The sequence below is a fragment of the Citrobacter sp. R-1.5.2 genome, assembly GCF_035064245.1.
GTDB lineage: Bacteria > Pseudomonadota > Gammaproteobacteria > Enterobacterales > Enterobacteriaceae > Citrobacter.
In genome coordinates this window covers 16,178-37,575 of the sequence record NZ_JASEYC010000017.1, presented here as the reverse complement: position 1 = coordinate 37,575, position 21,398 = coordinate 16,178, and the positions used below count along the sequence as shown (strand labels likewise).

Sequence of the window (21,398 nt, the reverse complement as noted above, 5' to 3'; positions counted from 1 at the left end):
GTAAACCAACATGAAAGGGAGACATGAAAATGAAAAAATTAGCTGCAATGGTTGCCGTGATGGCATTGTGTTCCGCACCTGTTTTTGCCGCACAGCAGGGCGGTTTCTCTGGACCTACGACGACGACGCAAAGTCAAAATGGCGGGTTTACTGGCCCGAACGGCAGCAGTACCACTGTTGAAAGTGCAAAGTCACTGCGTGATGACACATGGGTCACGTTGCGCGGGAATATCGTTGAACGTATTTCTGACGATCTGTACCTGTTTAAGGATGCCACTGGCACGGTTAATGTGGATATCGACCATAAACGCTGGAACGGCGTAACCGTCGGCCCGCAGGATACGGTTGAAATTCAGGGTGAAGTAGATAAAGACTGGAACTCCGTTGAAATCGACGTGAAACAAATCCGCAAAGTAAATCCGTAATCCTACGAAGAGTGCGCAAGATCGGTCAGGATTCAATGCGGCCAGGTGGACAGAATAAGCCACAAGGAGGCAGTGATGAATGACCGATTCAGCGCGGCTTATGCCAGACGATTGCGGTGTGTTTGTGAACACATTGAGCGTCATCTGGATGAGCCCCTTACACTTGAGGCGTTAAGCCGAATGGCGCACAGTTCGCCATTTCATTTTCACCGGCAGTTTACTGCCTGGAGTGGCCAACCGCTTTATCGCTATATCCAGTGGCTTCGTCTGCGCCGTGCTTCATGGCGGCTGGCGTTTAACCCGCAGGATAAAGTCATTGATATTGCGCTGGATGCCGGGTTTCAGAATCCGGAGTCGTTCACACGTGCTTTCAAAACTGCGTTTGGTAAAAGCCCTCGCCAGTTCCGGCAAACCCCGGACTGGCTGGACTGGCACCAGCGTATTCCTAAGCAGGTATTTCAGGAGCAGCACGTAATGGACGTAAAAATTGTCGATGTCCCTCGTATTCAGGTGGCGATGTTAACGCATCGGGGCCATCCGGATTTGGTTAACGCCAGCGCCGCAAAGTTTATCGAATGGCGACGCACGACGGGCTTGTCACCGGTTGTTGGCAGCCAGACATTTGGAATTGCCTGGCATGACCCACGGAGCACGCCGCCGGCAGAGTTTCGTTTTGATATTTGCGGGAGCGTCAGCCAGGCGGTCCCCGAAAATGCGTTTGGCGTCGTGAACAGTGAGATTCCCGCCGGACGCTGTGCAGTAGTGCGCCACCAGGGGGCATTGGACACGCTTTCTGACAGCGTGTGGTTTCTTTTCCGGGAATGGTTACCGGGTAGCGGTGAAACACCGCGTGATTTCCCGATCTATTTCCAGTATCTCAATTTCGTGCATGAGGTTGCCGAACACGAGTTACTCACGGATATTTATTTGCCGTTGGTATAGCGTTGTTCACCATCAATGCCTGGCGATGCATTGTTATTTCTGCGTCGCCAAATCCACTGAACTTTGTGACTCAACACGCCAGATAGGGTAGTATCTGCGGCAATATTGCCCTTCAATAGACGGGTATAAGTTGAGGAACCACGATTAATGAGCGATATGGCAGAGCGCCTTGCGCTGCATGAATTCACGGAAAACGCCTATCTGAACTACTCCATGTACGTCATCATGGACAGGGCGTTGCCGTTTATTGGTGATGGTCTGAAACCTGTTCAGCGTCGCATCGTTTACGCGATGTCCGAACTGGGGCTGAACGCCAGCGCCAAGTTTAAAAAATCAGCCCGTACTGTCGGTGACGTGCTGGGTAAATACCATCCACACGGCGACAGCGCCTGCTATGAAGCGATGGTGCTGATGGCCCAGCCGTTCTCTTACCGTTATCCGCTGGTTGACGGGCAGGGGAACTGGGGGGCACCGGACGATCCGAAATCCTTCGCCGCGATGCGTTACACGGAATCCCGTCTGTCGAAATATGCGGAAGTCCTGCTGGGTGAACTTGGTCAGGGAACGTCGGATTGGGTGCCAAACTTCGACGGCACCATGCAGGAGCCGAAAATGCTGCCTGCGCGTCTGCCGAATATTCTGCTGAACGGCACGACCGGAATTGCTGTGGGTATGGCGACGGATATTCCACCGCATAACCTGCGTGAAGTGGCCAAAGCGGCAATTACGCTGATTGAACAGCCGAAAACGACGCTGGATCAGCTGCTGGATATCGTACAGGGACCGGATTACCCGACCGAAGCAGAGATCATAACTTCGCGTGCGGAGATTCGTAAAATATACGAAAACGGACGCGGTTCCGTACGCATGCGTGCGGTATGGACGAAAGAAGATGGCGCGGTGGTGATTTCCGCGCTGCCGCACCAGGTTTCCGGCGCAAAGGTGCTGGAGCAGATTGCGGCTCAAATGCGCAATAAAAAGCTGCCAATGGTCGACGACCTGCGCGATGAATCGGATCACGAAAACCCGACTCGTCTGGTGATTGTCCCGCGGTCGAATCGCGTGGATATGGAACAGGTGATGAACCATCTGTTTGCCACTACCGATCTGGAAAAAAGCTATCGCATTAACCTGAACATGATTGGCCTCGACGGTCGTCCGGCAGTTAAAAACCTACTGGAGATCCTCACCGAGTGGCTGGCGTTCCGTCGCGATACTGTGCGCCGCCGCCTGAACTATCGCCTGGAGAAAGTACTCAAGCGCCTGCACATTCTTGAAGGTTTACTGATAGCGTTCCTCAACATTGACGAAGTCATTGAAATTATTCGTCATGAAGATGAACCTAAACCCGAGCTGATGTCACGGTTTGGTATTTCAGAAACTCAGGCGGAAGCCATTCTTGAGCTGAAATTACGTCACCTTGCCAAACTGGAAGAGATGAAAATCCGCGGTGAGCAGGATGAACTGGCTAAAGAGCGCGATCAACTGCAGGGCATTCTGGCCTCTGAACGCAAAATGAGTAACCTGCTGAAGAAAGAACTGCAGGCTGATGCGGATGCCTATGGTGACGATCGCCGTTCTCCATTGCAGGAGCGCGAAGAAGCGAAGGCGATGAGTGAGCACGACATGTTGCCGTCTGAGCCGGTGACCATTGTGCTGTCTCAGAGTGGCTGGGTGCGAAGTGCGAAAGGCCACGATATAGACGCTCCTGGCTTAAGCTATAAAGCGGGTGATAGCTTTAAATCGGCGGTGAAAGGGAAGAGTAATCAGCCAGTGGTGTTCGTTGACTCGACCGGGCGTAGCTATGCTATCGACCCGATTACGCTGCCGTCGGCACGGGGTCAGGGGGAGCCGTTGACCGGTAAGCTCACGCTACCACCGGGTGCGACGGTTGAACATATGCTGATGGAAGGCGACGATCAGAAACTGCTTATGGCATCTGATGCCGGTTACGGTTTTGTCTGCACCTTCAATGACCTCGTTGCGCGTAACCGTGCGGGCAAAGCATTGATTACGCTGCCTGAAAACGCGCATGTTATGCCGCCGGTGGTGATTGAAGATGAAACCGATATGCTGCTGGCTATTACCCATGCGGGCCGCATGTTGATGTTCCCGGTGAGCGATTTGCCGCAGTTGTCGAAAGGCAAAGGGAACAAGATTATCAATATCCCTTCAGCGGAAGCGGCGAAAGGCGAAGATGGTCTGGCACAACTCTACGTGCTGCCGCCGCAAAGCACGCTGACTATCCACGTCGGGAAACGCAAAATTAAACTGCGCCCTGAAGAGCTACAGAAGGTAACCGGCGAGCGTGGTCGTCGCGGTACGCTCATGCGCGGTCTGCAACGCATCGACCGTGTTGAGATTGACTCGCCTCGACGCGCGAGTCACGGCGACAGCGAAGAATAACGCCAGCGTCTGGCTCTCCCTGTTTTCGCACAGGGAGAGCTTGTTTTAAAAATTCCCGTGAAACCGTTGTTTATTCGTGCGTTGCGATTAACAATACGCTTTTCCAGAGAGCCGCTCTTAACAATGCCCTAACCTGATGTAGTGTTCGGAATCAGGTGACGTAGAATGCCAGGCTCTTAGGCCTTTAGAGGTTGTTATGCTATATATTTTTCGTTTAATTATTACTGTTATTTACTGCATTTTGGTCTGTATTTTCGGTTGCATATACTGTCTGTTCAGCCCAAGAAATCCAAAACACGTTGCGACGTTCGGTCATATGTTTGGTCGCCTGGCTCCCCTGTATGGCCTGAAGGTCGAGTGTCGCATGCCGCCTGACGCGAAGAACTATGGTAATGCTATCTATATTTGTAACCACCAGAATAACTATGACATGGTTACCGCAGCGAATATCGTTCAGCCGCCGACGGTCACAGTAGGTAAAAAAAGCCTGTTGTGGATCCCTTTCTTCGGACAGCTGTACTGGCTCACCGGTAATCTGTTGATCGACAGAAATAACCGCGCCAAAGCGCACAGCACCATTGCGGCGGTTGTGAACCACTTTAAAAAGCGTCGTATCTCTATCTGGATGTTCCCTGAAGGAACGCGTAGCCGTGGCCGTGGTCTGTTACCGTTTAAAACAGGGGCGTTCCATGCGGCAATTGCTGCGGGTGTCCCGGTTATCCCTGTTTGCGTTTCAACGACTTCTAATAAGATCAAATTGAACCGGCTGAATAATGGGCTGGCGATTGTAGAGATGCTGCCGCCAGTGGATATCAGTCATTTTGGTAAAGATCAGGTTCGTGAACTGGCAGCGCATTGCCGCACGCTGATGGAACAAAAAATCGCAGAACTCGATAAAGAAGTTGCTGAGCGGGAAGCTGCCGGTAAGGTTTAATTCGCTCATTTCGGGTTTGTTACAGGAAATGATTTCCTGCGTGTTAATCGCCAGTTTTTCATGGAGCTTATATGTCATTCAGTCGGCGTCAGTTCATTCAGGCATCGGGGATCGCACTGTGTGCAGGTGCTGTTCCGCTGAAGGCTAATGCTGCAGGTCAGCAACAACCGCTACCTGTTCCCCCCCTGCTGGAGTCCCGTCGGGGACAGCCGCTATTTATGACGCTGCAACGTGCGCACTGGTCGTTTACGCCTGGCACGCGCGCACCCGTCTGGGGTGTTAACGGGCGCTACCTGGGGCCGACAATCCGCGTCTGGAAAGGCGATGACGTCAAGCTTATCTACAGCAACCGTCTGACAGAAAATGTCTCAATGACCGTTGCCGGATTACAGGTGCCAGGTCCTCTTATGGGGGGGCCGGCGCGTATGATGTCGCCTAATGCGGACTGGGCACCCGTGCTGCCGATCCGCCAGAGCGCTGCGACCTTGTGGTATCACGCCAATACGCCAAATCGCACTGCCCAGCAGGTTTATAACGGCCTTGCCGGGATGTGGCTGGTTGAAGATGAAGTGAGTAAATCACTGCCAATCCCTAACCACTATGGCGTGGATGATTTTCCAGTCATTATTCAGGATAAGCGCCTGGATAACTTCGGTACGCCAGAATATAGCGAGCCGGGCAGCGGTGGTTTTGTGGGGGATACTCTTCTGGTCAACGGGGCGCAAAGTCCGTATGTCGAAGTGTCCCGTGGCTGGGTGCGTTTGCGTTTGCTGAATGCCTCAAACTCGCGTCGTTATCTGCTGAAAATGAGCGATGGTCGTGCGCTGCATGTTATCTCAGGCGATCAGGGGTTTTTACCCGCGCCGGTTTCGGTGAAGCAGCTATCGCTGGCGCCGGGTGAGCGTCGTGAGATTCTGGTCGATATGACCAACGGTGATGAAGTTTCGATTACCTGCGGCGAGGCGGCCAGTATTGTTGACAGGATCCGTGGTTTCTTTGAACCTTCCAGTATCCTGATCTCCACGCTGGTACTGACTCTGCGACCAACCGGCCTTCTGCCGCTGGTAACGGATAGCCTGCCAATGCGTCTGTTACCCACCGAAATTTTAAGCGGCTCGCCGATTCGCAGCCGTGATATTAGCCTTGATGACGATCCCGGAATCAATGGCCAACTATGGGATGTCAATCGCATGGATATCACGGCGCAACAGGGCTCCTGGGAGCGCTGGACGGTGCGCGCAGATATGCCGCAGTCGTTCCATATTGAAGGCGTTTCTTTCTTGATCCGTAATGTGAATGGTGCGATGCCGTTCCCGGAAGACCGTGGCTGGAAAGATACCGTCTGGGTTGATGGACAAGTGGAGTTGCTGGTCTATTATGGACAGCCTTCCTGGGCGCATTTCCCGTTCTACTTCAACAGCCAGACGCTGGAAATGGCAGACCGTGGTTCTATTGGACAGATGCTGGTGAATCCGGCTCCGTAACGGATATTCCTGTGCCGGGTGGCGGTTTCGCCTAACCCGGCCTGGGCCGTGCGAAAGCACAGGCACGGTCAGCGTAGCACCAGCAGAGATGAAATTTAACATCCTTACAATACTCCTTCATTTCCCCTGTTGATCCAGCGTATAATCCCCGGCCTTTGATTATTTTTTTACCATTTTTTTGGAAGCATTATGAGCGCAATATCCCTGATCCAACCGGACAGAGACCTTTTCTCCTGGCCGCAGTACTGGGCCGCCTGCTTTGGGCCGGCACCATTTTTGCCGATGTCACGCGACGAAATGGATCAACTTGGCTGGGATAGCTGCGACATCATTCTGGTTACCGGCGATGCATACGTCGATCACCCGAGCTTCGGCATGGCTATTTGCGGCCGTATGCTGGAAGCACAGGGCTTTCGCGTGGGGATCATCGCCCAACCGGAATGGAACAGCAAAGATGACTTTATGCGTCTGGGCAAACCGAACCTGTTCTTCGGCGTAACTGCCGGCAACATGGACTCTATGATCAACCGTTATACCGCCGATCGCCGACTGCGCCATGACGATGCCTATACGCCGGACAACGTAGCGGGTAAACGCCCGGACCGCGCGACGCTGGTTTATACCCAGCGCTGTAAAGAAGCCTGGAAAGATGTGCCGGTTATTCTCGGCGGTATTGAAGCCAGCCTGCGCCGTACTGCACATTACGATTACTGGTCAGATACCGTGCGTCGTTCCGTGCTGGTGGATTCAAAAGCTGACATGCTGATGTTTGGCAACGGCGAACGCCCATTGGTGGAAGTCGCACACCGTCTGGCGATGGGCGAAACCATTGATCAGATCCGCGACGTGCGTAATACCGCGATTATGGTTAAAGAAGCGCTGCCGGGCTGGAGCGGGGTGGATTCCACACGCCTGGATATGCCAGGAAAAATTGACCCCATCCCCCATCCGTATGGCGAAGACTTGCCGTGTGCTGACAACAAACCGGTGGCACCGAAAAAACAAGAAGCGAAAGCGGTAACCGTACAGCCGCCGCGTCCGAAGCCGTGGGAAAAAACCTATGTACTGTTGCCGTCTTTCGAGAAAGTGAAAAGCGACAAAGTACTGTACGCCCATGCGTCGCGCATTCTGCACCACGAAACGAACCCAGGATGCGCGCGTGCACTGATGCAAAAGCATGGCGATCGCTATATTTGGGTTAACCCGCCAGCGATCCCGTTGTCGACCGAAGAAATGGACAGCGTCTTTGCACTGCCGTACAAGCGTGTACCGCATCCGGCATACGGTAGCAGCCGTATTCCCGCCTATGAGATGATCCGTTTCTCGATCAATATCATGCGTGGCTGTTTTGGTGGTTGCTCGTTCTGTTCGATCACCGAGCACGAAGGGCGCATTATCCAGAGCCGTTCTGAAGATTCGATCATCAATGAGATCGAAGCCATTCGCGATACCGTTCCGGGCTTTACCGGCGTGATTTCCGATCTCGGCGGCCCAACGGCAAACATGTATATGCTGCGCTGTAAGTCTCCGCGTGCAGAACAGACCTGTCGTCGTCTGTCCTGTGTTTATCCGGATATCTGCCCGCATATGGATACTAACCACGAACCGACGATTAATCTTTACCGCCGCGCACGTGATCTGAAAGGTATTAAAAAGATCCTTATCGCATCCGGGGTGCGTTATGACATCGCCGTTGAGGACCCGCGCTATATTAAAGAGCTGGCAACTCACCATGTGGGTGGCTACCTGAAGATTGCGCCGGAGCATACCGAAGAAGGCCCATTGTCGAAGATGATGAAGCCGGGGATGGGCAGCTACGACCGCTTTAAAGAGTTGTTCGATACCTATTCTAAACAGGCCGGTAAAGAACAGTACCTGATCCCCTATTTTATCTCTGCGCACCCGGGTACGCGTGATGAGGATATGGTGAATCTGGCTCTGTGGCTGAAACAGCGTCGTTTCCGTTTGGATCAAGTGCAGAACTTCTACCCATCACCGCTGGCAAACTCTACAACCATGTATTACACCGGGAAAAACCCGTTGGGCAAAATTGGTTATAAGAGTGAAGATGTGGTGGTGCCAAGAGGCGATAAACAGCGCCGTCTGCATAAAGCGCTGCTGCGTTACCATGATCCTGCTAACTGGCCGTTAATCCGTCAGGCGCTGGAAGATATGGGGAAAAAGCATCTGATTGGCGGTCGTCGCGAATGTCTGGTTCCGGCCCCGACGCTGGAAGAGATGCGTGAAGCACGTCGTCAGAACCGCCACACCCGCCCGGCTCTGACCAAGCATACGCCAGTCGCGCACCAGCGTCAGACACCTGCGGCGAATAAAAAACGCGGTAAAGTTGCAGGACGTTAAACGGTCTTAACTGGTGGTGAAGAAATGCCTGATGGCGCACAGCTTATCAGGCCTACGAATTGCACAGTGTTGTAGGCGGGTGATTTGTAGGCCGGATAAGGTCCCTGCACCGCCATCCGGCAGGCGTACTCAGTATTTATGCTTCGCGAATTCTGGCCGCTAATGCGGCCAGTTTTTCATCGTCAGCCCGTTCGTGGTCATGTGACGACAGATACCCTTCATATCGCTCGAAAAATTTAGTCTGCCGGGACTCAATCGGTTTCCAGTGCGTCAAATCACCTGTGCCATGCATAGGACTGAGCTTACTGTGCACATGATCCACGCCAAACCCTTCGAAAAACATCCCTGTACGGCTGACGTCCGGGAAAGCGTTATCCAGTTTTTTCGCCACCTTTTGGGTCGCCAGCATCAGGTCTGCCAGCGCCTGCGGCGGCATATCAAATGCATAGCTGGGGTAGTGCTTTTTCGGGATCACCACGGTAAACCCCTCGGTGTTAGGGAAAATCGACAGAAAGGCCAGGTGATGCTCGTCTTCCCAGACTTTATGGCAGGGCGCTTTACCTTCAACAATTTGACAGAAAATACAGGCCATTCCTTTTCTCCGTAGATAAGACGTTTCGTCAGGACGCAGTGAGTTTAGTACAGACCCAGCATCTTCCACCACATCAGCCCTACGGTGATAAAGACGGCTTGATTAAACAGGCTGATGATGAATCCTGTTCGCCACCAGACCCCTGTCGGGACGTACCCGGCACCAAACAGAATCGGGCCGCGGGCGTGAGTGTATTGAGTGAGGGAACAGTACAGGCTGCTGGTGAAAGCCAACATCAACGCCGTAGGCGCTGCTGGAATATTCAAATGCAGGCCGACGCCAAGGAAAACGGCGTACAGCGCCGCAATCTGCGCATTACCGCTGGCAAAAAAGTAGTGAGTATAAAAGTACGCGGCGTTGAGCAGCAGCAGGACAACCACCCAACTGGTCCCATGCATGGTACTGCTCAGGCTATCGCCAATCAGGTTGCCAAACCAGGTGGTAAAGCCTAGTTTTTTCAACTGGTTCGCCATCATCAATAGTGCGGCAAACCAGATCAACGTATCCCACGCACCTTTCTCGCTTTTGACATCTTCCCAGCTTAGAACGCCGCTGAGCAGCAAGATGGATAAGCCAACAAATGAGGCGGTGGTGGCGTCGACGCCCAGCGTATCACCAAAAATCCACAGCACCAGCAGGACGCCGACAGTAGCCAGCATCAGCCATTCACCGCGTGACATACGGCCCATTTCCGCCAGCTCTTTACGCGCCAGATTAGGGGCGTCCGGCGTGTGTTTAATTTCCGGACGCACAATCCAGTAGACCAGTAATGGAACCAGCAGTAAGGAAACCAGGCAAGGCAGCAGCGCCGCCATAAACCAACTGCCCCAGGTGAGCGTGACCCCCGCGTTGGCTGCCAGTTTCACAGCCAACAGGTTGCCGGTATAGCCGGTCATAAACAGCGCGGCGGTGACGTCGTTTACATTGCCAATACAGGTGATGAGAAAGGTGCCGATTTTACTGCGGGATTCATCTTCCGGGTTCGAATGGAAACTGCGCGCCAGAGAGTCGGCAATCGGATAGATGACGCCCCCGCAGCGTGCCGTATTGCTTGGCATTGCGGGGGAAAGTATCAGGTCCGCAAACGCCAGTCCGTAGGCGAGTCCCAGCGTGCGCTTGCCGAGCAGGCGGATCATCTGCAGTGCAATACGTCGACCGAGGCCGGTTTTGATAAATCCGCGGGCAATCATAAAGGCGACGACAATCAGCCAGATTAGCGAACTGTTCAGTTCGCTCAGTGCGGTGGTAATTGCGCCGCTGGCGGTTTTATCCCCGGCAGCATAAGCGAGGGCAAAAACGGTAATACCGATAATGCCGACTGCGCCAATAGGCAGAACTTTCGCCACGATAGAAGCAATGGTAGCAACGAAGATAATGGCTGAATGCCAGGCTGGCGCACTTAACCCACTGGGTGGGGTAAGCTGCCAGAGTCCGGCAGAAATAAGTAGTATAAGAATCAATGGGAACCATTTGACGCCTTGCTGTGTTTTTCCCGCCATGGTCACGCACCTATAGATATTTGTGATGTATTCATGAGATCAATATTATTACTGAATAATTAGTAAGTTATATTGCGTAATGCTGCGCGTGGATGTGCCATAAATACATCTATAGTTGCGCGTTTATTGTTTCTTAATATTTCGACAGGAGAAAAGCCCGACGGGAATGCCGGGCTGGAAAGGAGAGATTAACCGCCGAACTGATCCGGGTCAGGACCCAGGCGTTTACCCTGATCGAGTTTTGCAATTTCACCGAGTTCATCTTTATCCAGGCGGAAGTCCCAGACGTTGAAGTTCTCGGCAATGCGGGCAGGGGTGACGGATTTCGGGATGACAACCAGACCGCTATCCAGATGCCAGCGAATGACGACCTGCGCCGGTGATTTGCCATATTTTTCAGCGAGGTCACGGATGATCTTTTGATCAAATACATCTTTACCGCCTTGCGCCAGCGGGCTCCAGGATTCGGTCTGGATTTTATGCGTTGCGTTCCAGGCGTGAAGCTGGCGTTGCTGCATAAGCGGATGAAGTTCGATCTGGTTAATCACTGGAGGTACGCCGGTTTCATCCATCAGGCGCTGGAGATGATTGATCTGAAAGTTGCACACACCGATGCTCTTGATCAGCCCCTCTTTTTGCAGGTCGATCATGTTTTCCCACGCTTCAACGTAGTGATCGATCGCCGGGACAGGCCAGTGCATCAGGTAGAGATCGAGGTAATCGAGCTGGAGTTTCTCCATGCTTTCGAGCAATGCTTCCCGTGGGCGCTTCTGGTCATCATTCCACAACTTGGTGGTAATGAATAACTCTTCGCGTGGCACGCCCGCATTGCGTAATGCTTTGCCGACACCTTCTTCGTTTTTGTACGCCGCAGCGGTATCAATTGAGCGATACCCCACTTCCAGCGCTTTATGAATGGCGGTGATGACTTCTTCGTTGCTTGCCTTCCAGACCCCCAGGCCCAGTTGCGGCATGACGTTACCATCCTGTAGCTTGATAATGGTTGGACCGGTCATAATTCCCCCCACACTTAATCCTTCAGGCTGCCTCTTTGTTGGCTGCTTGCGTTTACCCCGGTCACGTACTTATGTGCGCTCCTGGGGATTCACTCAATTGCCGCCTCGAAGCATCATGAATGATTGGGTGTAAATTGAGTACACCGGAGCAAGCCCCGGTGAGGTTTATGTGACTTAAGCCTGGTATAAATAGCCAAAAACGAAAGCCGGAGGTTAAAAAAACCTTAGCGGGCAGCTTCGTAAATCCGGCGGCTGACGTCCAGCGTAATGTCCTGATGTTCACCCAGTTTCGTGCCGCCATGCGCTTCCAGTTTTTCCAGCAGTGCCGGGATGGAGCTGCCATCCAGACCGTAGTCAGACAGGCGAGTCGGTACACCCATTTGTTCGAAGAACTGACGGGTGGCGGCAATCGCAGCATCAATGCGTTGGTCTTCGGAGCCTTCAGTGATATTCCAGATGCGTTCTGCGTATTGCAGCAGTTTGGCACGCTTGGTATCACGTTTTTCATTCCACAATGCAGGCAGGACGATTGCCAGCGTCTGAGCGTGGTCAAGTCCGTGCATCGCCGTCAGTTCGTGACCCAGCATATGGGTTGCCCAGTCCTGCGGTACGCCTGCGCCGATCAGTCCGTTCAGTGCCTGAGTGGCTGCCCACATGACGTTAGCACGCACATTGTAGTTTTCCGGCTCCTGCAACGCTTTCGGACCGTCTTCTATCAGCGTCAGCAGAATGCCTTCGGCAAAGCGATCCTGAATTTTCCCGTCTACCGGATAAGTCACATATTGTTCTACAGTATGAACAAAAGCATCTACCACGCCGTTGGCAACCTGACGCGGCGGCAGGGTGTAGGTGTACACTGGATCAAGCACAGCAAATACGGGCTGGACAAACGGGGTCATGAAGGCCAGTTTGTCGCCAGTTGTTTTGCGCGAAATTACCGCACCAGAGTTAGATTCTGAGCCGGTTGCTGGTAGGGTCAGTACCGACCCCATCGGGACGGCGCTTTGTACGTCGTTACCGCGTGTTTCCAGAATGCGCCACGGGTCAACACCGTCTGCATAATGTGCCGCTGCGGCGATGAATTTTGTGCCATCCAGCACAGAACCGCCGCCTACCGCCAGCAGGAATGTCACCTTCTCATCACGGACAATTTTTACCGCGTTCATCAGCGTTTCATAGGATGGGTTCGGCTCAATACCGCCAAACTCGAGCACATCCAGACCTTTCAATGCGTCCTGAACTTGTGCCAGAACGCCTGTTTTTTTCACGCTACCACCGCCGTAGGTAATCAGTACGCGAGCATCCTGTGGGATTTGGTCGCGCAGTTCTGCAATCGCGCCTTTACCAAACAGAATGCGGGTTGGGGTATGGAGATTAAAGTTGTTCATTGCTCGTTACCTTGTGTGGGTAAAAAAGAGGGTAGGCGAGTGTCTGCCTGATGGTGAACATTGTGGTCGCCAGACGCGTTCCTCTCAATGCTCATTTCTGCCGATGTCTTGCCCATTTCTACAGACTACTGGAGAAAAGAGATAAAAGTGCGCACTATATCAAGGTTGCAAATCAATGATGAAATGGTGCCCTATGAACCGTGATGAGATCTGTCTCCTGCTGACAGATAAAATTAAGCAGCTGAAAAACAATGAAAATAAATTGAATGATCTGCTGCCTGATATTCGCTTACTGTATGGTTCTGAACCAGGGATGCGCACACCAGTGATGTATCAGCCTGGCATCATATTTCTCTTTTCAGGACATAAAATTGGTTATATCAACGAGCGTGTCTTTCGCTATGACGCCAACGAATATTTACTGCTAACAGTACCTTTACCCTTTGAATGTGAAACTTATGCGACACCGGACGTTCCGTTGGCTGGTATCCGCCTGAACGTCGATATCCTGCAATTGCAGGAATTGCTGATGGATATTGGGGAGGATGAGCTGTTCCAGCCCGCAATGGCGGCAAGCGGGATCAATTCGGCGACACTATCCGATGAAATTCTCTGTGCAGCGGAACGCCTGCTGGATGTGATGGAGCGGCCACTGGATGCACGTATTCTGGGAAAACAGATTATTCGTGAGATCCTCTACCATGTGCTGACCGGGCCACGCGGAGGAGCCTTACTGGCGCTGGTCAGTCGCCAGACACATTTCAGTTTGATAAGCCGTGTGCTGAAGCGAATTGAAACCAAGTACACCGAAAATCTCAATGTTGAGCAATTGGCGGCAGAGGCCAATATGAGCGTGTCGGCGTTCCATCATAATTTTAAATCGGTGACCAGTACTTCACCGTTGCAGTATCTGAAGAGCTATCGATTGCATAAAGCGCGGATGATGATGATTCATGATGGGATGAAAGCCAGTGCGGCGGCAATGCGCGTGGGTTATGAGAGTGCATCGCAGTTTAGTCGGGAGTTCAAACGTTACTTTGGCGTCACGCCAGGGGAAGATGCAGCCAGAATTAGGATGATGCAGGGGAGTTGATCTCTTGTCGAACAGACTGATTCTCCGTAGGCCTTAACGCTGTGCGCTATAAAGCGAAATGCCGGGGTTTACCCGGCCTACGGACGCAGCTCAGGCGCTACAGTATTTTTTTTTAATCACCACAAACAGCGTTCCCAGCAGACCTGCGGTTAGCAGGGCGATTGGCAGGATCATTAAAAATGTCATTACCTGATCTTCGTGGCGTTTAACAAACGGGATCATGCTGAGCGCATAGCCGAAACTGGTGACCACAGTGACCCACAGCAGGCCGCTCAGCCAATTAAAAAACTGGAAGCGACGGTTAGGCAGCCCTGAAATCCCCGCCATGGTCGGCAGCAAGGTGCGTACAAACGCCAGGAAACGTCCGGCGAGTAGAGCCATCAACCCGTGCTGGTCAAACATACAGGTAGCACGCTGATGATATTTTTCAGGTAATTGTGCCAGCCAGCCTTTCACTGTTCGTGTATTGCCCAGCCAGCGCCCCTGAATGTAGCTCAGCCAGCAACCGAGGCTGGCAGCGGCAGTCAGAATCGCTATGGTAGGTAAAAAACTCATCACGTCCTGAGCGATCAGCGCTCCTGCCAGTAATAGCAGGCTGTCACCGGGCAAAAAGGAAGCGGGCAGTAGGCCATTTTCTAAAAACAACGTGGCGAACATCACAAAGTACACCACGCTCACGACGTGTGGATCCGCCAGCGCGGCAAAATCGTGTTGCCAGAGCGCGGAGATAATATCTTGAATGACTACCATGGACTTTCCTGTGGAACAGCGTTTATAAGTGGATTGTACTCCTGAATTGTCCGGGATGCCTTGATCCCGGACGCAACAATTGCAGACTTTTCCACCAGAAGTGTCTGCATATATGTCCATCTGCGGCAATGTTACTCGATTCGGGTAAATCCTGCGGCTAAATCGGCAATCAGATCGTCAACATTTTCTAAACCGATGTGTAAACGGATGAGCGTTCCGCTGAAATCCACTTTGCCTTCCGGACGGATTGCCGCGATATGTTCCGGTTGGTTAGCCAGAATCAGTGATTCAAAACCGCCCCAGGAATAGGCCATGCTGAACAGGCTGAAGTGATCCAGATACGCAGACAGCTCTTCATTATTTAGCTTCTTATTCAGAACAAATGAGAACAGGCCGCTGCTACCGGTAAAGTCGCGTTTCCAGAACTCGTGTCCCTTGCTGCCGGGAAGTGCCGGGTGATTCACACGGGCAACCTGCGGATGGTCAGCCAGCCACTCAGCAACTTTCAAACTGCTTTCATGGTGTTGGCGCAGGCGAACGCTTAACGTCCGCAATCCGCGACTGGTCATATAGGCAGTATCGGCATCCAGCATTTGTCCCATCAGATAGGCGTTTTCACGCAGTTGATCCCAGCAACGGGCATTAGATACCGCTGTCCCAACCATGCCGTCAGAATGACCAATCAGATATTTCGTCCCTGCCTGAATTGAGATATCGATACCGAAATCCAGCGCGTTGAACAACACGCCCGCAGCCCAGGTGTTATCAATCATGATGATCGCGTCAGGCACTACGCTTCTGACTGCGGCAACAATGGCTGGAACATCATGAACTTCCATGGTGACAGAACCTGGAGACTCAAGAAAAACGACTTTAGTGTTCGGCTGTATATGCTTCACAATATCCGCACCAACCAGCGGATCGAACCAGCCGGTTGTCACGCCAAGCTTGCCCAGTACCTTAGTGCAGAAATCCTGGCTGGGTTCATAGGCGGTGTTTGTCATCAGCACATGATCGCCTTGTTCAACAAAGGCAAGGATGGTGTTGGCAACGGCTGCTGCACCGCAAGGGAACAGGGCGCAGCCCGCGCCGCCTTCCAGTTCACACATCGCTTCCTGCAGCGAGAAATGCGTCAGCGTGCCGCGACGTCCATAGAAAAGGGCACCGTTTGCGCGGTTATGCGTCGCCTGTTTTTTCGCCTCAACGGTGTCGAATACCAGTGAAGACGCGCGCTGGATCACGCTATTTACCGAACCCAGCGTGTATTTTTTACTACGCCCGGCGTGAACGAGTTTGGTCTCAAGCTGCTTATCTGCCATGTTGTATTACCTGTTTTTATACGTCTGGATGTCTAAACTAGCATGAATCTCATCTGCCGCGTCCTGCAGAATAGTCATAAAGTACAAAATATTCTCAAATCGATTTCTGGTGACTTTTTTACTGCGTGAGCGCAAGGAAAAGAAACCAAAGGTGCGGCACTATGTAAATAGTAATGAGAACGACTATCAATTCGACGTCGTTTTGATATGATTACGCTCAGATTTTGTGATTTGCGTCCTGGAGATACAGAGTGGGTAATAATTTGATGCAGACGGACCTTTCCGTCTGGGGTATGTATCAGCACGCCGATATCGTGGTTAAGTGCGTGATGATTGGGCTGATTTTGGCGTCAGTGGTCACCTGGGCTATCTTCTTTAGTAAGAGCCTTGAGTTCTTTACGCAGAAGCGCCGTCTTAAGCGTGAACAGCAAATGCTGGCAGATGCCCGCTCTTTAGAAATGGCAAGTGAGATTGCCGCTGGATTCGATGCCAAAAGCCTGGGTTCTCTGCTGATTAATGAAGCGCAGAATGAACTTGAACTGTCAGAAGGCAGTGATGACAACGAAGGGATCAAAGAGCGTACCGGTTTCCGTCTGGAACGTCGCGTTGCCGCAGTTGGCCGTCAGATGGGGCGGGGTAATGGATACCTGGCAACCATCGGGGCTATCTCTCCATTTGTCGGGTTGTTCGGTACAGTATGGGGTATCATGAATAGCTTCATCGGTATCGCACAAACCCAAACCACCAACCTGGCTGTTGTTGCTCCAGGTATTGCAGAAGCACTGTTAGCGACCGCGATCGGTCTGGTCGCGGCAATCCCTGCTGTTGTTATCTACAACATTTTTGCTCGTCAGATTGGCAGCTATAAAGCGATGCTGGGCGATGTCGCGGCGCAGGTGCTGTTGCTGCAAAGCCGTGACCTGGATCTGAGTGCAAGCGCGTCTGCACACCCGGTACGTGCTGCGCAGAAATTACGTGTAGGGTAATGTTCCATGGCAATGAGCTTTAATGAAAACCTGGACGATAACGGTGAAATGCATGACATCAACGTGACGCCGTTTATCGACGTCATGTTGGTATTGTTGATCATCTTTATGGTGGCAGCGCCACTGGCAACCGTAGATGTGAAGGTGAATCTCCCTGCATCCACCAGTACGCCGCAACCGCGTCCGGAAAAACCGGTTTACCTGTCAGTAAAAGCCGATAACACCATGTTTATTGGTAACGATCAGGTAACCGATGAGACAATGATTAACGAGCTAAATGCGCTAACTGAAGGCAAGAAAGACACCACTATCTTCTTCCGGGCAGATAAAACCGTTGACTACGAAACCATGATGAAGGTTATGGATACGTTGCATCAGGCGGGCTACCTGAAGATTGGTTTGGTCGGTGAAGAGACCGTGAAAGCCAAATAACCCTTGTGGCCGGGTACAGGTTTGACCTTACCCGGCAAGCTTCTCCTGATATCATTCCCCTGCAAGTCTTTTGCCTTATCTGTTCTCGTCCAACGCAACCGTAGTGATTTTTGTGGGCTCGTAGTTCCCTTCGGATAGCTTACGGGTCAGGCGCAGTGTGGCTGTTTCACGTGCAAGCAGATGCTGGTATGTGCTTTCCAGACGGGCCATGATTTTGTCCCGCAATTCTGGCTGCTGAGCGATGATGGCCTCGATAGTGGCACCGTAAATCTCTTCTTTGGCTTGCAGTGCGTAGATTTCATGACGATTTTGCCATTTCATCCGCACCAGCGCGGCGGGTATAGAAACCATCTCTTGAGCAAGGTTTTCCAGCGTCGCGTTTTTATTGGCTGTCAACACAGACAGATTTTGTTTTAAGACAAATTCATCACTTTTGTGGTTATCTAAAGCCAAATAAACATTATTATCTTCAACATCTTTCATTTTATTTCTCTTCCAGAGAATAAAAAATAGGATCGTTGGTTTCGCGAGTAATTAAATTAAGCCAAATTTTGTTGCCTTGTTCATTTATCATGGCTGTATTTTTGGACAGAATTTTACTTAATTCCTGGGCGTTAATGTCGCCTTCCGCCTGTAATGAATTGAGCAGGCGAGTAAATGACTCTATTTTTGCGGCGCGGAAAAGACGCTCTTTTAAATGACGATCGCACTCTTCAAATAACATATTCCGGGACTGGCCGGTAGTTGTGGAACTAATCAAAATTTCTGATTCGTAATCACTTAGCGTTATCTTTCCCTGAGTCAAATTTTCACTATTTTCTGTGGTATTTGTATGGTTCGGGGTTGCGGATAAATGAAAACGAGAGGGAACAAGATGCTCGGGAAGCATGTTGAAATATCCTTTGCTGCCAATAATATGATGTTTTTAATAAGGTAGGCCGCGTTGACAATAGCATGGGGTAATTTTAAAATCAAAAAAAATGGAGCCTGCTATGAACAGTATATTTTATTCTGTTATTACCCTGCTATTGCTTACCTGCGGGGTACTTTTGCTAATGCGTAGTGCAAATAGAAACCGTTATGCAGAAGATGTTAACGCTCAGCACCAGCCGGAAATGCTAAGTAAAGAAGAGGGAGAAGATCATTTTTCTGCCCTGATGAATTCGATTACTCCGGTATGGTATTGGCGAGTCAATCACGAATATATCGATTTTATCCACTCCACAGTCAAGCGGATGACGATGGTGGAGCTGAATGAAACGCCCGGGCTCTTTGACGCACAGCGGCGCTGTAGCGATCTTAACTCTGCGGTTTATAAGTATTACGACAATATTAAAAAGCGCTGCCTCAGCGGGGAGAAAGTCCCGCACGCCGATCTGGATGTGCTTAACTTGCGACAGTGCTTCAGGGAGTTCAGCCTGGAAGCCTATCCTGCACTTGTCGCGCTGGTGTGGCCGGAATATCAGCGTCCATTGATCAAAGAGGACGAGGTGTGATGTGAGGCGAGATTGTCTTGCCCACCCTCATCAGCAGACCATGACGCCGGGTAGGACTACACCCGGCGTCATGGTCAGATCGTTACTTGTCTGATGAGGCTTGCCACAGATTGAGCTTGCCGTCAGCGACATGTTTATCGATCTGTGCCAGTTCTTCGGCACTGAATGTCAGGTTTGCCAGTGCCTGAACGTTCTCTTCTAACTGCTCAGGTCGGCTGGCGCCAATTAATACCGATGTGACCCGGTTATCTTTTAGCAGCCAGCTTAACGCCATTTGCGCCATCGACTGCCCACGCTGTTGTGCCATCTCATTGAGCAAACGCAGACTGCTGAGGTTTGCTTCCGTCAGCATATTTTCCGTCAGTCCGCGGACTTTTTTCCCTTCACGCTGCATGCGGGAACCATCAGGAATACCGTTGAGGTATTTCCCTGTCAGCAACCCCTGCGCCAACGGGGTGAAGGCTATACATCCCATCCCGTTGGATTCCAGCGTATCCAGCAAGCCGCTGCTGTCTACCCAGCGGTTAAGCAGGTTGTAGGATGGCTGGTGGATAAGCAGAGGAATTTTCCATTCCCGCAGCAGTTCGGCCATCTTCTGCGTGCGCTCTGGCGAATAAGATGAGATGCCGACATACAGCGCTTTGCCACTTTGCACGGCCTGGGCCAGCGCGGAAGCTGTCTCTTCCATTGGTGTGTTTTCATCAACGCGGTGCGAATAGAAGATATCGACGTAGTCGAGACCCATACGCTTGAGGCTCTGGTCGAGGCTGGCCAGCAGATACTTGCGTGAGCCGCCAGAACCGTACGGCCCCGGCCACATGTCGTAACCCGCTTTGGTCGAGATAATCAATTCATCACGATAGTGTGCAAAATCCTCACGCAATAACCGACCAAAATTTTCTTCAGCACTGCCCGGAGGCGGCCCGTAGTTGTTGGCTAAATCAAAATGTGTGATCCCTAAATCAAATGCTTTTCGCAGCAGTGCTCGTTGTGAATCCAGAGCGTGAACGTGTCCAAAACTGTGCCATAAACCCAGCGACAGCGCGGGCAAGCGCAAACCGCTGCGACCACAGTAGCGATAGAGCATTTGCTCATAACGTTCAGGATTGGCAAACCAGGCCATGAGATCTCCTTAGTGCAGGTGAATTTCAAAACAACGTTTCTATTCTAGCGGGTTCGTGGTGAATATCCCGTTCCCCAGGTCACATTGGGATGAAAAACTGGGCAAAAACAGACCACTGTGCTTTGCTTAAAAAAACATCACTCAGGAGTGCAACCATGCCGCGTTTGACTGCTAAAGACTTTCCGCAGGAGTTACTCGATTACTATGACTATTACGCCCATGGCAAAATATCTAAACGAGCGTTTCTGAATCTGGCGGCGAAATATGCGGTAGGTGGCATGACGGCACTGGCGCTATTCAATTTGCTGAAACCGAATTATGCCCTGGCAACGCAGGTAGAATTTACCGACCCCGATATTCTGGCAGAATACATTACCTATCCATCGCCAGATGGGCATGGTGATGTGCGAGGTTATCTGGTGAAACCTGCGAAGGTGACGGGGAAGGTTCCGGCAGTGGTTGTGGTACATGAGAATCGCGGTTTGAATCCGTATATTGAGGATGTAGCACGGCGGGTGGCGAAGGCGGGTTATATAGCGCTGGCCCCCGATGGATTAAGTTCACTGGGAGGTTATCCCGGCAATGATGATAAAGGCCGGGAATTACAGCAGCAGGTTGATCCTGTTAAGCTGATGAATGATTTTTTTGCTGCTATTGAATTTATGCAGCATTATTCGATGACGACGGGAAAGGTGGGGATCACTGGATTTTGCTACGGTGGTGGTGTGGCGAATGCAGCGGCTGTTGCTTTCCCTGAACTGGCATGTGCGGTGCCCTTTTATGGGCGTCAGGTTCCTGCCTCCGATGTCCCTAAAATTAATGCGTCTTTATTATTACACTATGCAGAGCTAGACACACGAATTAATGACGGCTGGCCCGCTTATGACGCTGCACTCAAAGCGAATAAGAAAATCTATCAAGCATATATCTATCCTGGTGTTAATCATGGTTTTCATAACGATTCGACACCCCGTTATGATAAAGCAGCTGCTGATTTAGCCTGGGAACGCACTCTTGCCTGGTTTGATAAATATTTGTTATGAAAAACAACGCATTATTTACAGCTTTAGGTTAATTATCTGAATAATAATGCTACCTAATTTCATTAACATTCATATTGATATGACCCGCAGGGATAATAGATAGACTTAA

The 21,398-nt window shown here is 51.4% G+C and carries 20 protein-coding genes; 11 read left to right on the top strand and 9 right to left on the bottom strand.

Features of this window, described 5'->3' with window-relative positions; all coding sequences use genetic code 11:
• The first annotated feature begins 29 nt into the window (after positions 1–29).
• From QMN38_RS22255 to QMN38_RS22230, 6 genes are all read left to right on the top strand, one after another.
• Positions 30–425: a YgiW/YdeI family stress tolerance OB fold protein gene (locus QMN38_RS22255; RefSeq protein ID WP_137382563.1), complete on the top strand. Its 396-nt coding sequence runs from the start codon at positions 30–32 to the stop codon at positions 423–425.
• A gap of 75 nt (positions 426–500) precedes the next feature.
• The gene (locus QMN38_RS22250) at positions 501–1,367 is read left to right on the top strand and encodes an AraC family transcriptional regulator (protein WP_323606042.1); all 867 of its coding nucleotides are present in this window, start codon (positions 501–503) and stop codon (positions 1,365–1,367) included.
• Between the two features lie 147 nt (positions 1,368–1,514).
• Positions 1,515–3,773, top strand: a complete 2,259-nt coding sequence (gene parC / locus QMN38_RS22245) for a DNA topoisomerase IV subunit A (RefSeq protein WP_323606040.1) — start codon at positions 1,515–1,517, stop codon at positions 3,771–3,773.
• Between the two features lie 196 nt (positions 3,774–3,969).
• Entirely contained in the window at positions 3,970–4,707 is a 738-nt protein-coding gene (plsC, locus tag QMN38_RS22240) for a 1-acylglycerol-3-phosphate O-acyltransferase (protein ID WP_040233973.1), read from the top strand.
• A gap of 71 nt (positions 4,708–4,778) precedes the next feature.
• Entirely contained in the window at positions 4,779–6,191 is a 1,413-nt protein-coding gene (gene ftsP, locus QMN38_RS22235; RefSeq protein WP_005123112.1) for a cell division protein FtsP, read from the top strand.
• A 189-nt stretch (positions 6,192–6,380) separates the two neighbouring features.
• Positions 6,381–8,552 carry a YgiQ family radical SAM protein gene (locus QMN38_RS22230; protein WP_202037744.1) on the top strand — a complete coding sequence of 724 codons (2,172 nt, stop codon included), beginning with the start codon at positions 6,381–6,383 and terminating at the stop codon, positions 8,550–8,552.
• Positions 8,553–8,688: 136 nt separating this feature from the next.
• On the opposite strand, the gene QMN38_RS22225 is transcribed toward QMN38_RS22230, so the two are convergent.
• From QMN38_RS22225 to yqhD, 4 genes are all read right to left on the bottom strand, one after another.
• Complete coding sequence (locus tag QMN38_RS22225; RefSeq protein ID WP_323606039.1) at positions 8,689–9,144, bottom strand: HIT family protein; 456 nt, start codon at positions 9,142–9,144, stop codon at positions 8,689–8,691.
• A gap of 44 nt (positions 9,145–9,188) precedes the next feature.
• Positions 9,189–10,643 carry a DASS family sodium-coupled anion symporter gene (locus tag QMN38_RS22220; protein WP_323606038.1) on the bottom strand — a complete coding sequence of 485 codons (1,455 nt, stop codon included), beginning with the start codon at positions 10,641–10,643 and terminating at the stop codon, positions 9,189–9,191.
• A 188-nt stretch (positions 10,644–10,831) separates the two neighbouring features.
• Positions 10,832–11,659 carry a 2,5-didehydrogluconate reductase DkgA gene (dkgA, locus tag QMN38_RS22215; protein WP_271442229.1) on the bottom strand — a complete coding sequence of 276 codons (828 nt, stop codon included), beginning with the start codon at positions 11,657–11,659 and terminating at the stop codon, positions 10,832–10,834.
• A gap of 224 nt (positions 11,660–11,883) precedes the next feature.
• Positions 11,884–13,047 carry an alcohol dehydrogenase gene (gene yqhD, locus QMN38_RS22210; RefSeq protein ID WP_271449646.1) on the bottom strand — a complete coding sequence of 388 codons (1,164 nt, stop codon included), beginning with the start codon at positions 13,045–13,047 and terminating at the stop codon, positions 11,884–11,886.
• A 193-nt stretch (positions 13,048–13,240) separates the two neighbouring features.
• Between yqhD and QMN38_RS22205 the strand changes: the two genes are divergently transcribed.
• Positions 13,241–14,140, top strand: a complete 900-nt coding sequence (locus tag QMN38_RS22205) for an AraC family transcriptional regulator (RefSeq protein WP_271442227.1) — start codon at positions 13,241–13,243, stop codon at positions 14,138–14,140.
• A 90-nt stretch (positions 14,141–14,230) separates the two neighbouring features.
• On the opposite strand, the gene yghB is transcribed toward QMN38_RS22205, so the two are convergent.
• Together yghB and metC are read right to left on the bottom strand one after the other, a co-directional pair.
• The gene (yghB, locus tag QMN38_RS22200; RefSeq protein WP_137382572.1) at positions 14,231–14,890 is read right to left on the bottom strand and encodes a DedA family general envelope maintenance protein YghB; all 660 of its coding nucleotides are present in this window, start codon (positions 14,888–14,890) and stop codon (positions 14,231–14,233) included.
• Positions 14,891–15,021: 131 nt separating this feature from the next.
• On the bottom strand, positions 15,022–16,209 hold the full coding sequence (gene metC, locus QMN38_RS22195) for a cystathionine beta-lyase (RefSeq protein ID WP_137382573.1): 1,188 nt from the start codon (positions 16,207–16,209) through the stop codon (positions 15,022–15,024).
• A 251-nt stretch (positions 16,210–16,460) separates the two neighbouring features.
• Here metC and exbB point away from each other — a divergent pair, with 251 nt between their 5' ends.
• Positions 16,461–17,195 carry a tol-pal system-associated acyl-CoA thioesterase gene (exbB, locus tag QMN38_RS22190; RefSeq protein WP_271442225.1) on the top strand — a complete coding sequence of 245 codons (735 nt, stop codon included), beginning with the start codon at positions 16,461–16,463 and terminating at the stop codon, positions 17,193–17,195.
• A 6-nt stretch (positions 17,196–17,201) separates the two neighbouring features.
• Positions 17,202–17,627 (top strand): TonB system transport protein ExbD, encoded by a 426-nt coding sequence (gene exbD, locus QMN38_RS22185; protein WP_048213224.1) that lies wholly within the window; start codon positions 17,202–17,204, stop codon positions 17,625–17,627.
• Positions 17,628–17,702: 75 nt separating this feature from the next.
• Here the strand turns inward: exbD and QMN38_RS22180 are convergent, their stop codons facing one another.
• Both QMN38_RS22180 and QMN38_RS22175 read right to left on the bottom strand, forming a co-directional pair.
• Positions 17,703–18,110, bottom strand: a complete 408-nt coding sequence (locus QMN38_RS22180; protein ID WP_323606034.1) for a cytoplasmic protein — start codon at positions 18,108–18,110, stop codon at positions 17,703–17,705.
• Between the two features lies 1 nt (position 18,111).
• The gene (locus QMN38_RS22175; protein ID WP_323606032.1) at positions 18,112–18,516 is read right to left on the bottom strand and encodes a hypothetical protein; all 405 of its coding nucleotides are present in this window, start codon (positions 18,514–18,516) and stop codon (positions 18,112–18,114) included.
• 103 nt (positions 18,517–18,619) lie between these two features.
• Here QMN38_RS22175 and QMN38_RS22170 point away from each other — a divergent pair, with 103 nt between their 5' ends.
• A complete protein-coding gene (locus tag QMN38_RS22170) occupies positions 18,620–19,123 on the top strand; it encodes an ESA_00282 family adhesion-associated protein (RefSeq protein WP_323606031.1) in 504 nt (167 codons plus the stop codon).
• A gap of 82 nt (positions 19,124–19,205) precedes the next feature.
• On the opposite strand, the gene QMN38_RS22165 is transcribed toward QMN38_RS22170, so the two are convergent.
• Positions 19,206–20,246: an aldo/keto reductase gene (locus tag QMN38_RS22165; protein WP_323606029.1), complete on the bottom strand. Its 1,041-nt coding sequence runs from the start codon at positions 20,244–20,246 to the stop codon at positions 19,206–19,208.
• A gap of 155 nt (positions 20,247–20,401) precedes the next feature.
• On the opposite strand from QMN38_RS22165, the gene yghX reads away from it, so the two are divergent.
• Positions 20,402–21,289: a YghX family hydrolase gene (gene yghX / locus QMN38_RS22160; protein ID WP_323606090.1), complete on the top strand. Its 888-nt coding sequence runs from the start codon at positions 20,402–20,404 to the stop codon at positions 21,287–21,289.
• Positions 21,290–21,398 lie beyond the last annotated feature (109 nt).

Coding starts and splice junctions, on each gene's coding strand:
- yghX (WP_323606090.1), top strand. CDS start 20,402: ATGCCGCGTTTGACTGCTAAAGACTTTCCGCAGGAGTTACTCGATTAC.
- QMN38_RS22170 (WP_323606031.1), top strand. CDS start 18,620: ATGAACAGTATATTTTATTCTGTTATTACCCTGCTATTGCTTACCTGC.
- QMN38_RS22165 (WP_323606029.1), bottom strand. CDS start 20,246: ATGGCCTGGTTTGCCAATCCTGAACGTTATGAGCAAATGCTCTATCGC.
- plsC (WP_040233973.1), top strand. CDS start 3,970: ATGCTATATATTTTTCGTTTAATTATTACTGTTATTTACTGCATTTTG.
- QMN38_RS22230 (WP_202037744.1), top strand. CDS start 6,381: ATGAGCGCAATATCCCTGATCCAACCGGACAGAGACCTTTTCTCCTGG.
- QMN38_RS22255 (WP_137382563.1), top strand. CDS start 30: ATGAAAAAATTAGCTGCAATGGTTGCCGTGATGGCATTGTGTTCCGCA.
- exbD (WP_048213224.1), top strand. CDS start 17,202: ATGGCAATGAGCTTTAATGAAAACCTGGACGATAACGGTGAAATGCAT.
- ftsP (WP_005123112.1), top strand. CDS start 4,779: ATGTCATTCAGTCGGCGTCAGTTCATTCAGGCATCGGGGATCGCACTG.
- QMN38_RS22250 (WP_323606042.1), top strand. CDS start 501: ATGAATGACCGATTCAGCGCGGCTTATGCCAGACGATTGCGGTGTGTT.
- metC (WP_137382573.1), bottom strand. CDS start 16,209: ATGGCAGATAAGCAGCTTGAGACCAAACTCGTTCACGCCGGGCGTAGT.
- QMN38_RS22175 (WP_323606032.1), bottom strand. CDS start 18,516: ATGCTTCCCGAGCATCTTGTTCCCTCTCGTTTTCATTTATCCGCAACC.
- QMN38_RS22220 (WP_323606038.1), bottom strand. CDS start 10,643: ATGGCGGGAAAAACACAGCAAGGCGTCAAATGGTTCCCATTGATTCTT.
- yqhD (WP_271449646.1), bottom strand. CDS start 13,047: ATGAACAACTTTAATCTCCATACCCCAACCCGCATTCTGTTTGGTAAA.
- parC (WP_323606040.1), top strand. CDS start 1,515: ATGAGCGATATGGCAGAGCGCCTTGCGCTGCATGAATTCACGGAAAAC.
- dkgA (WP_271442229.1), bottom strand. CDS start 11,659: ATGACCGGTCCAACCATTATCAAGCTACAGGATGGTAACGTCATGCCG.
- yghB (WP_137382572.1), bottom strand. CDS start 14,890: ATGGTAGTCATTCAAGATATTATCTCCGCGCTCTGGCAACACGATTTT.
- QMN38_RS22225 (WP_323606039.1), bottom strand. CDS start 9,144: ATGGCCTGTATTTTCTGTCAAATTGTTGAAGGTAAAGCGCCCTGCCAT.
- QMN38_RS22180 (WP_323606034.1), bottom strand. CDS start 18,110: ATGAAAGATGTTGAAGATAATAATGTTTATTTGGCTTTAGATAACCAC.
- QMN38_RS22205 (WP_271442227.1), top strand. CDS start 13,241: ATGAACCGTGATGAGATCTGTCTCCTGCTGACAGATAAAATTAAGCAG.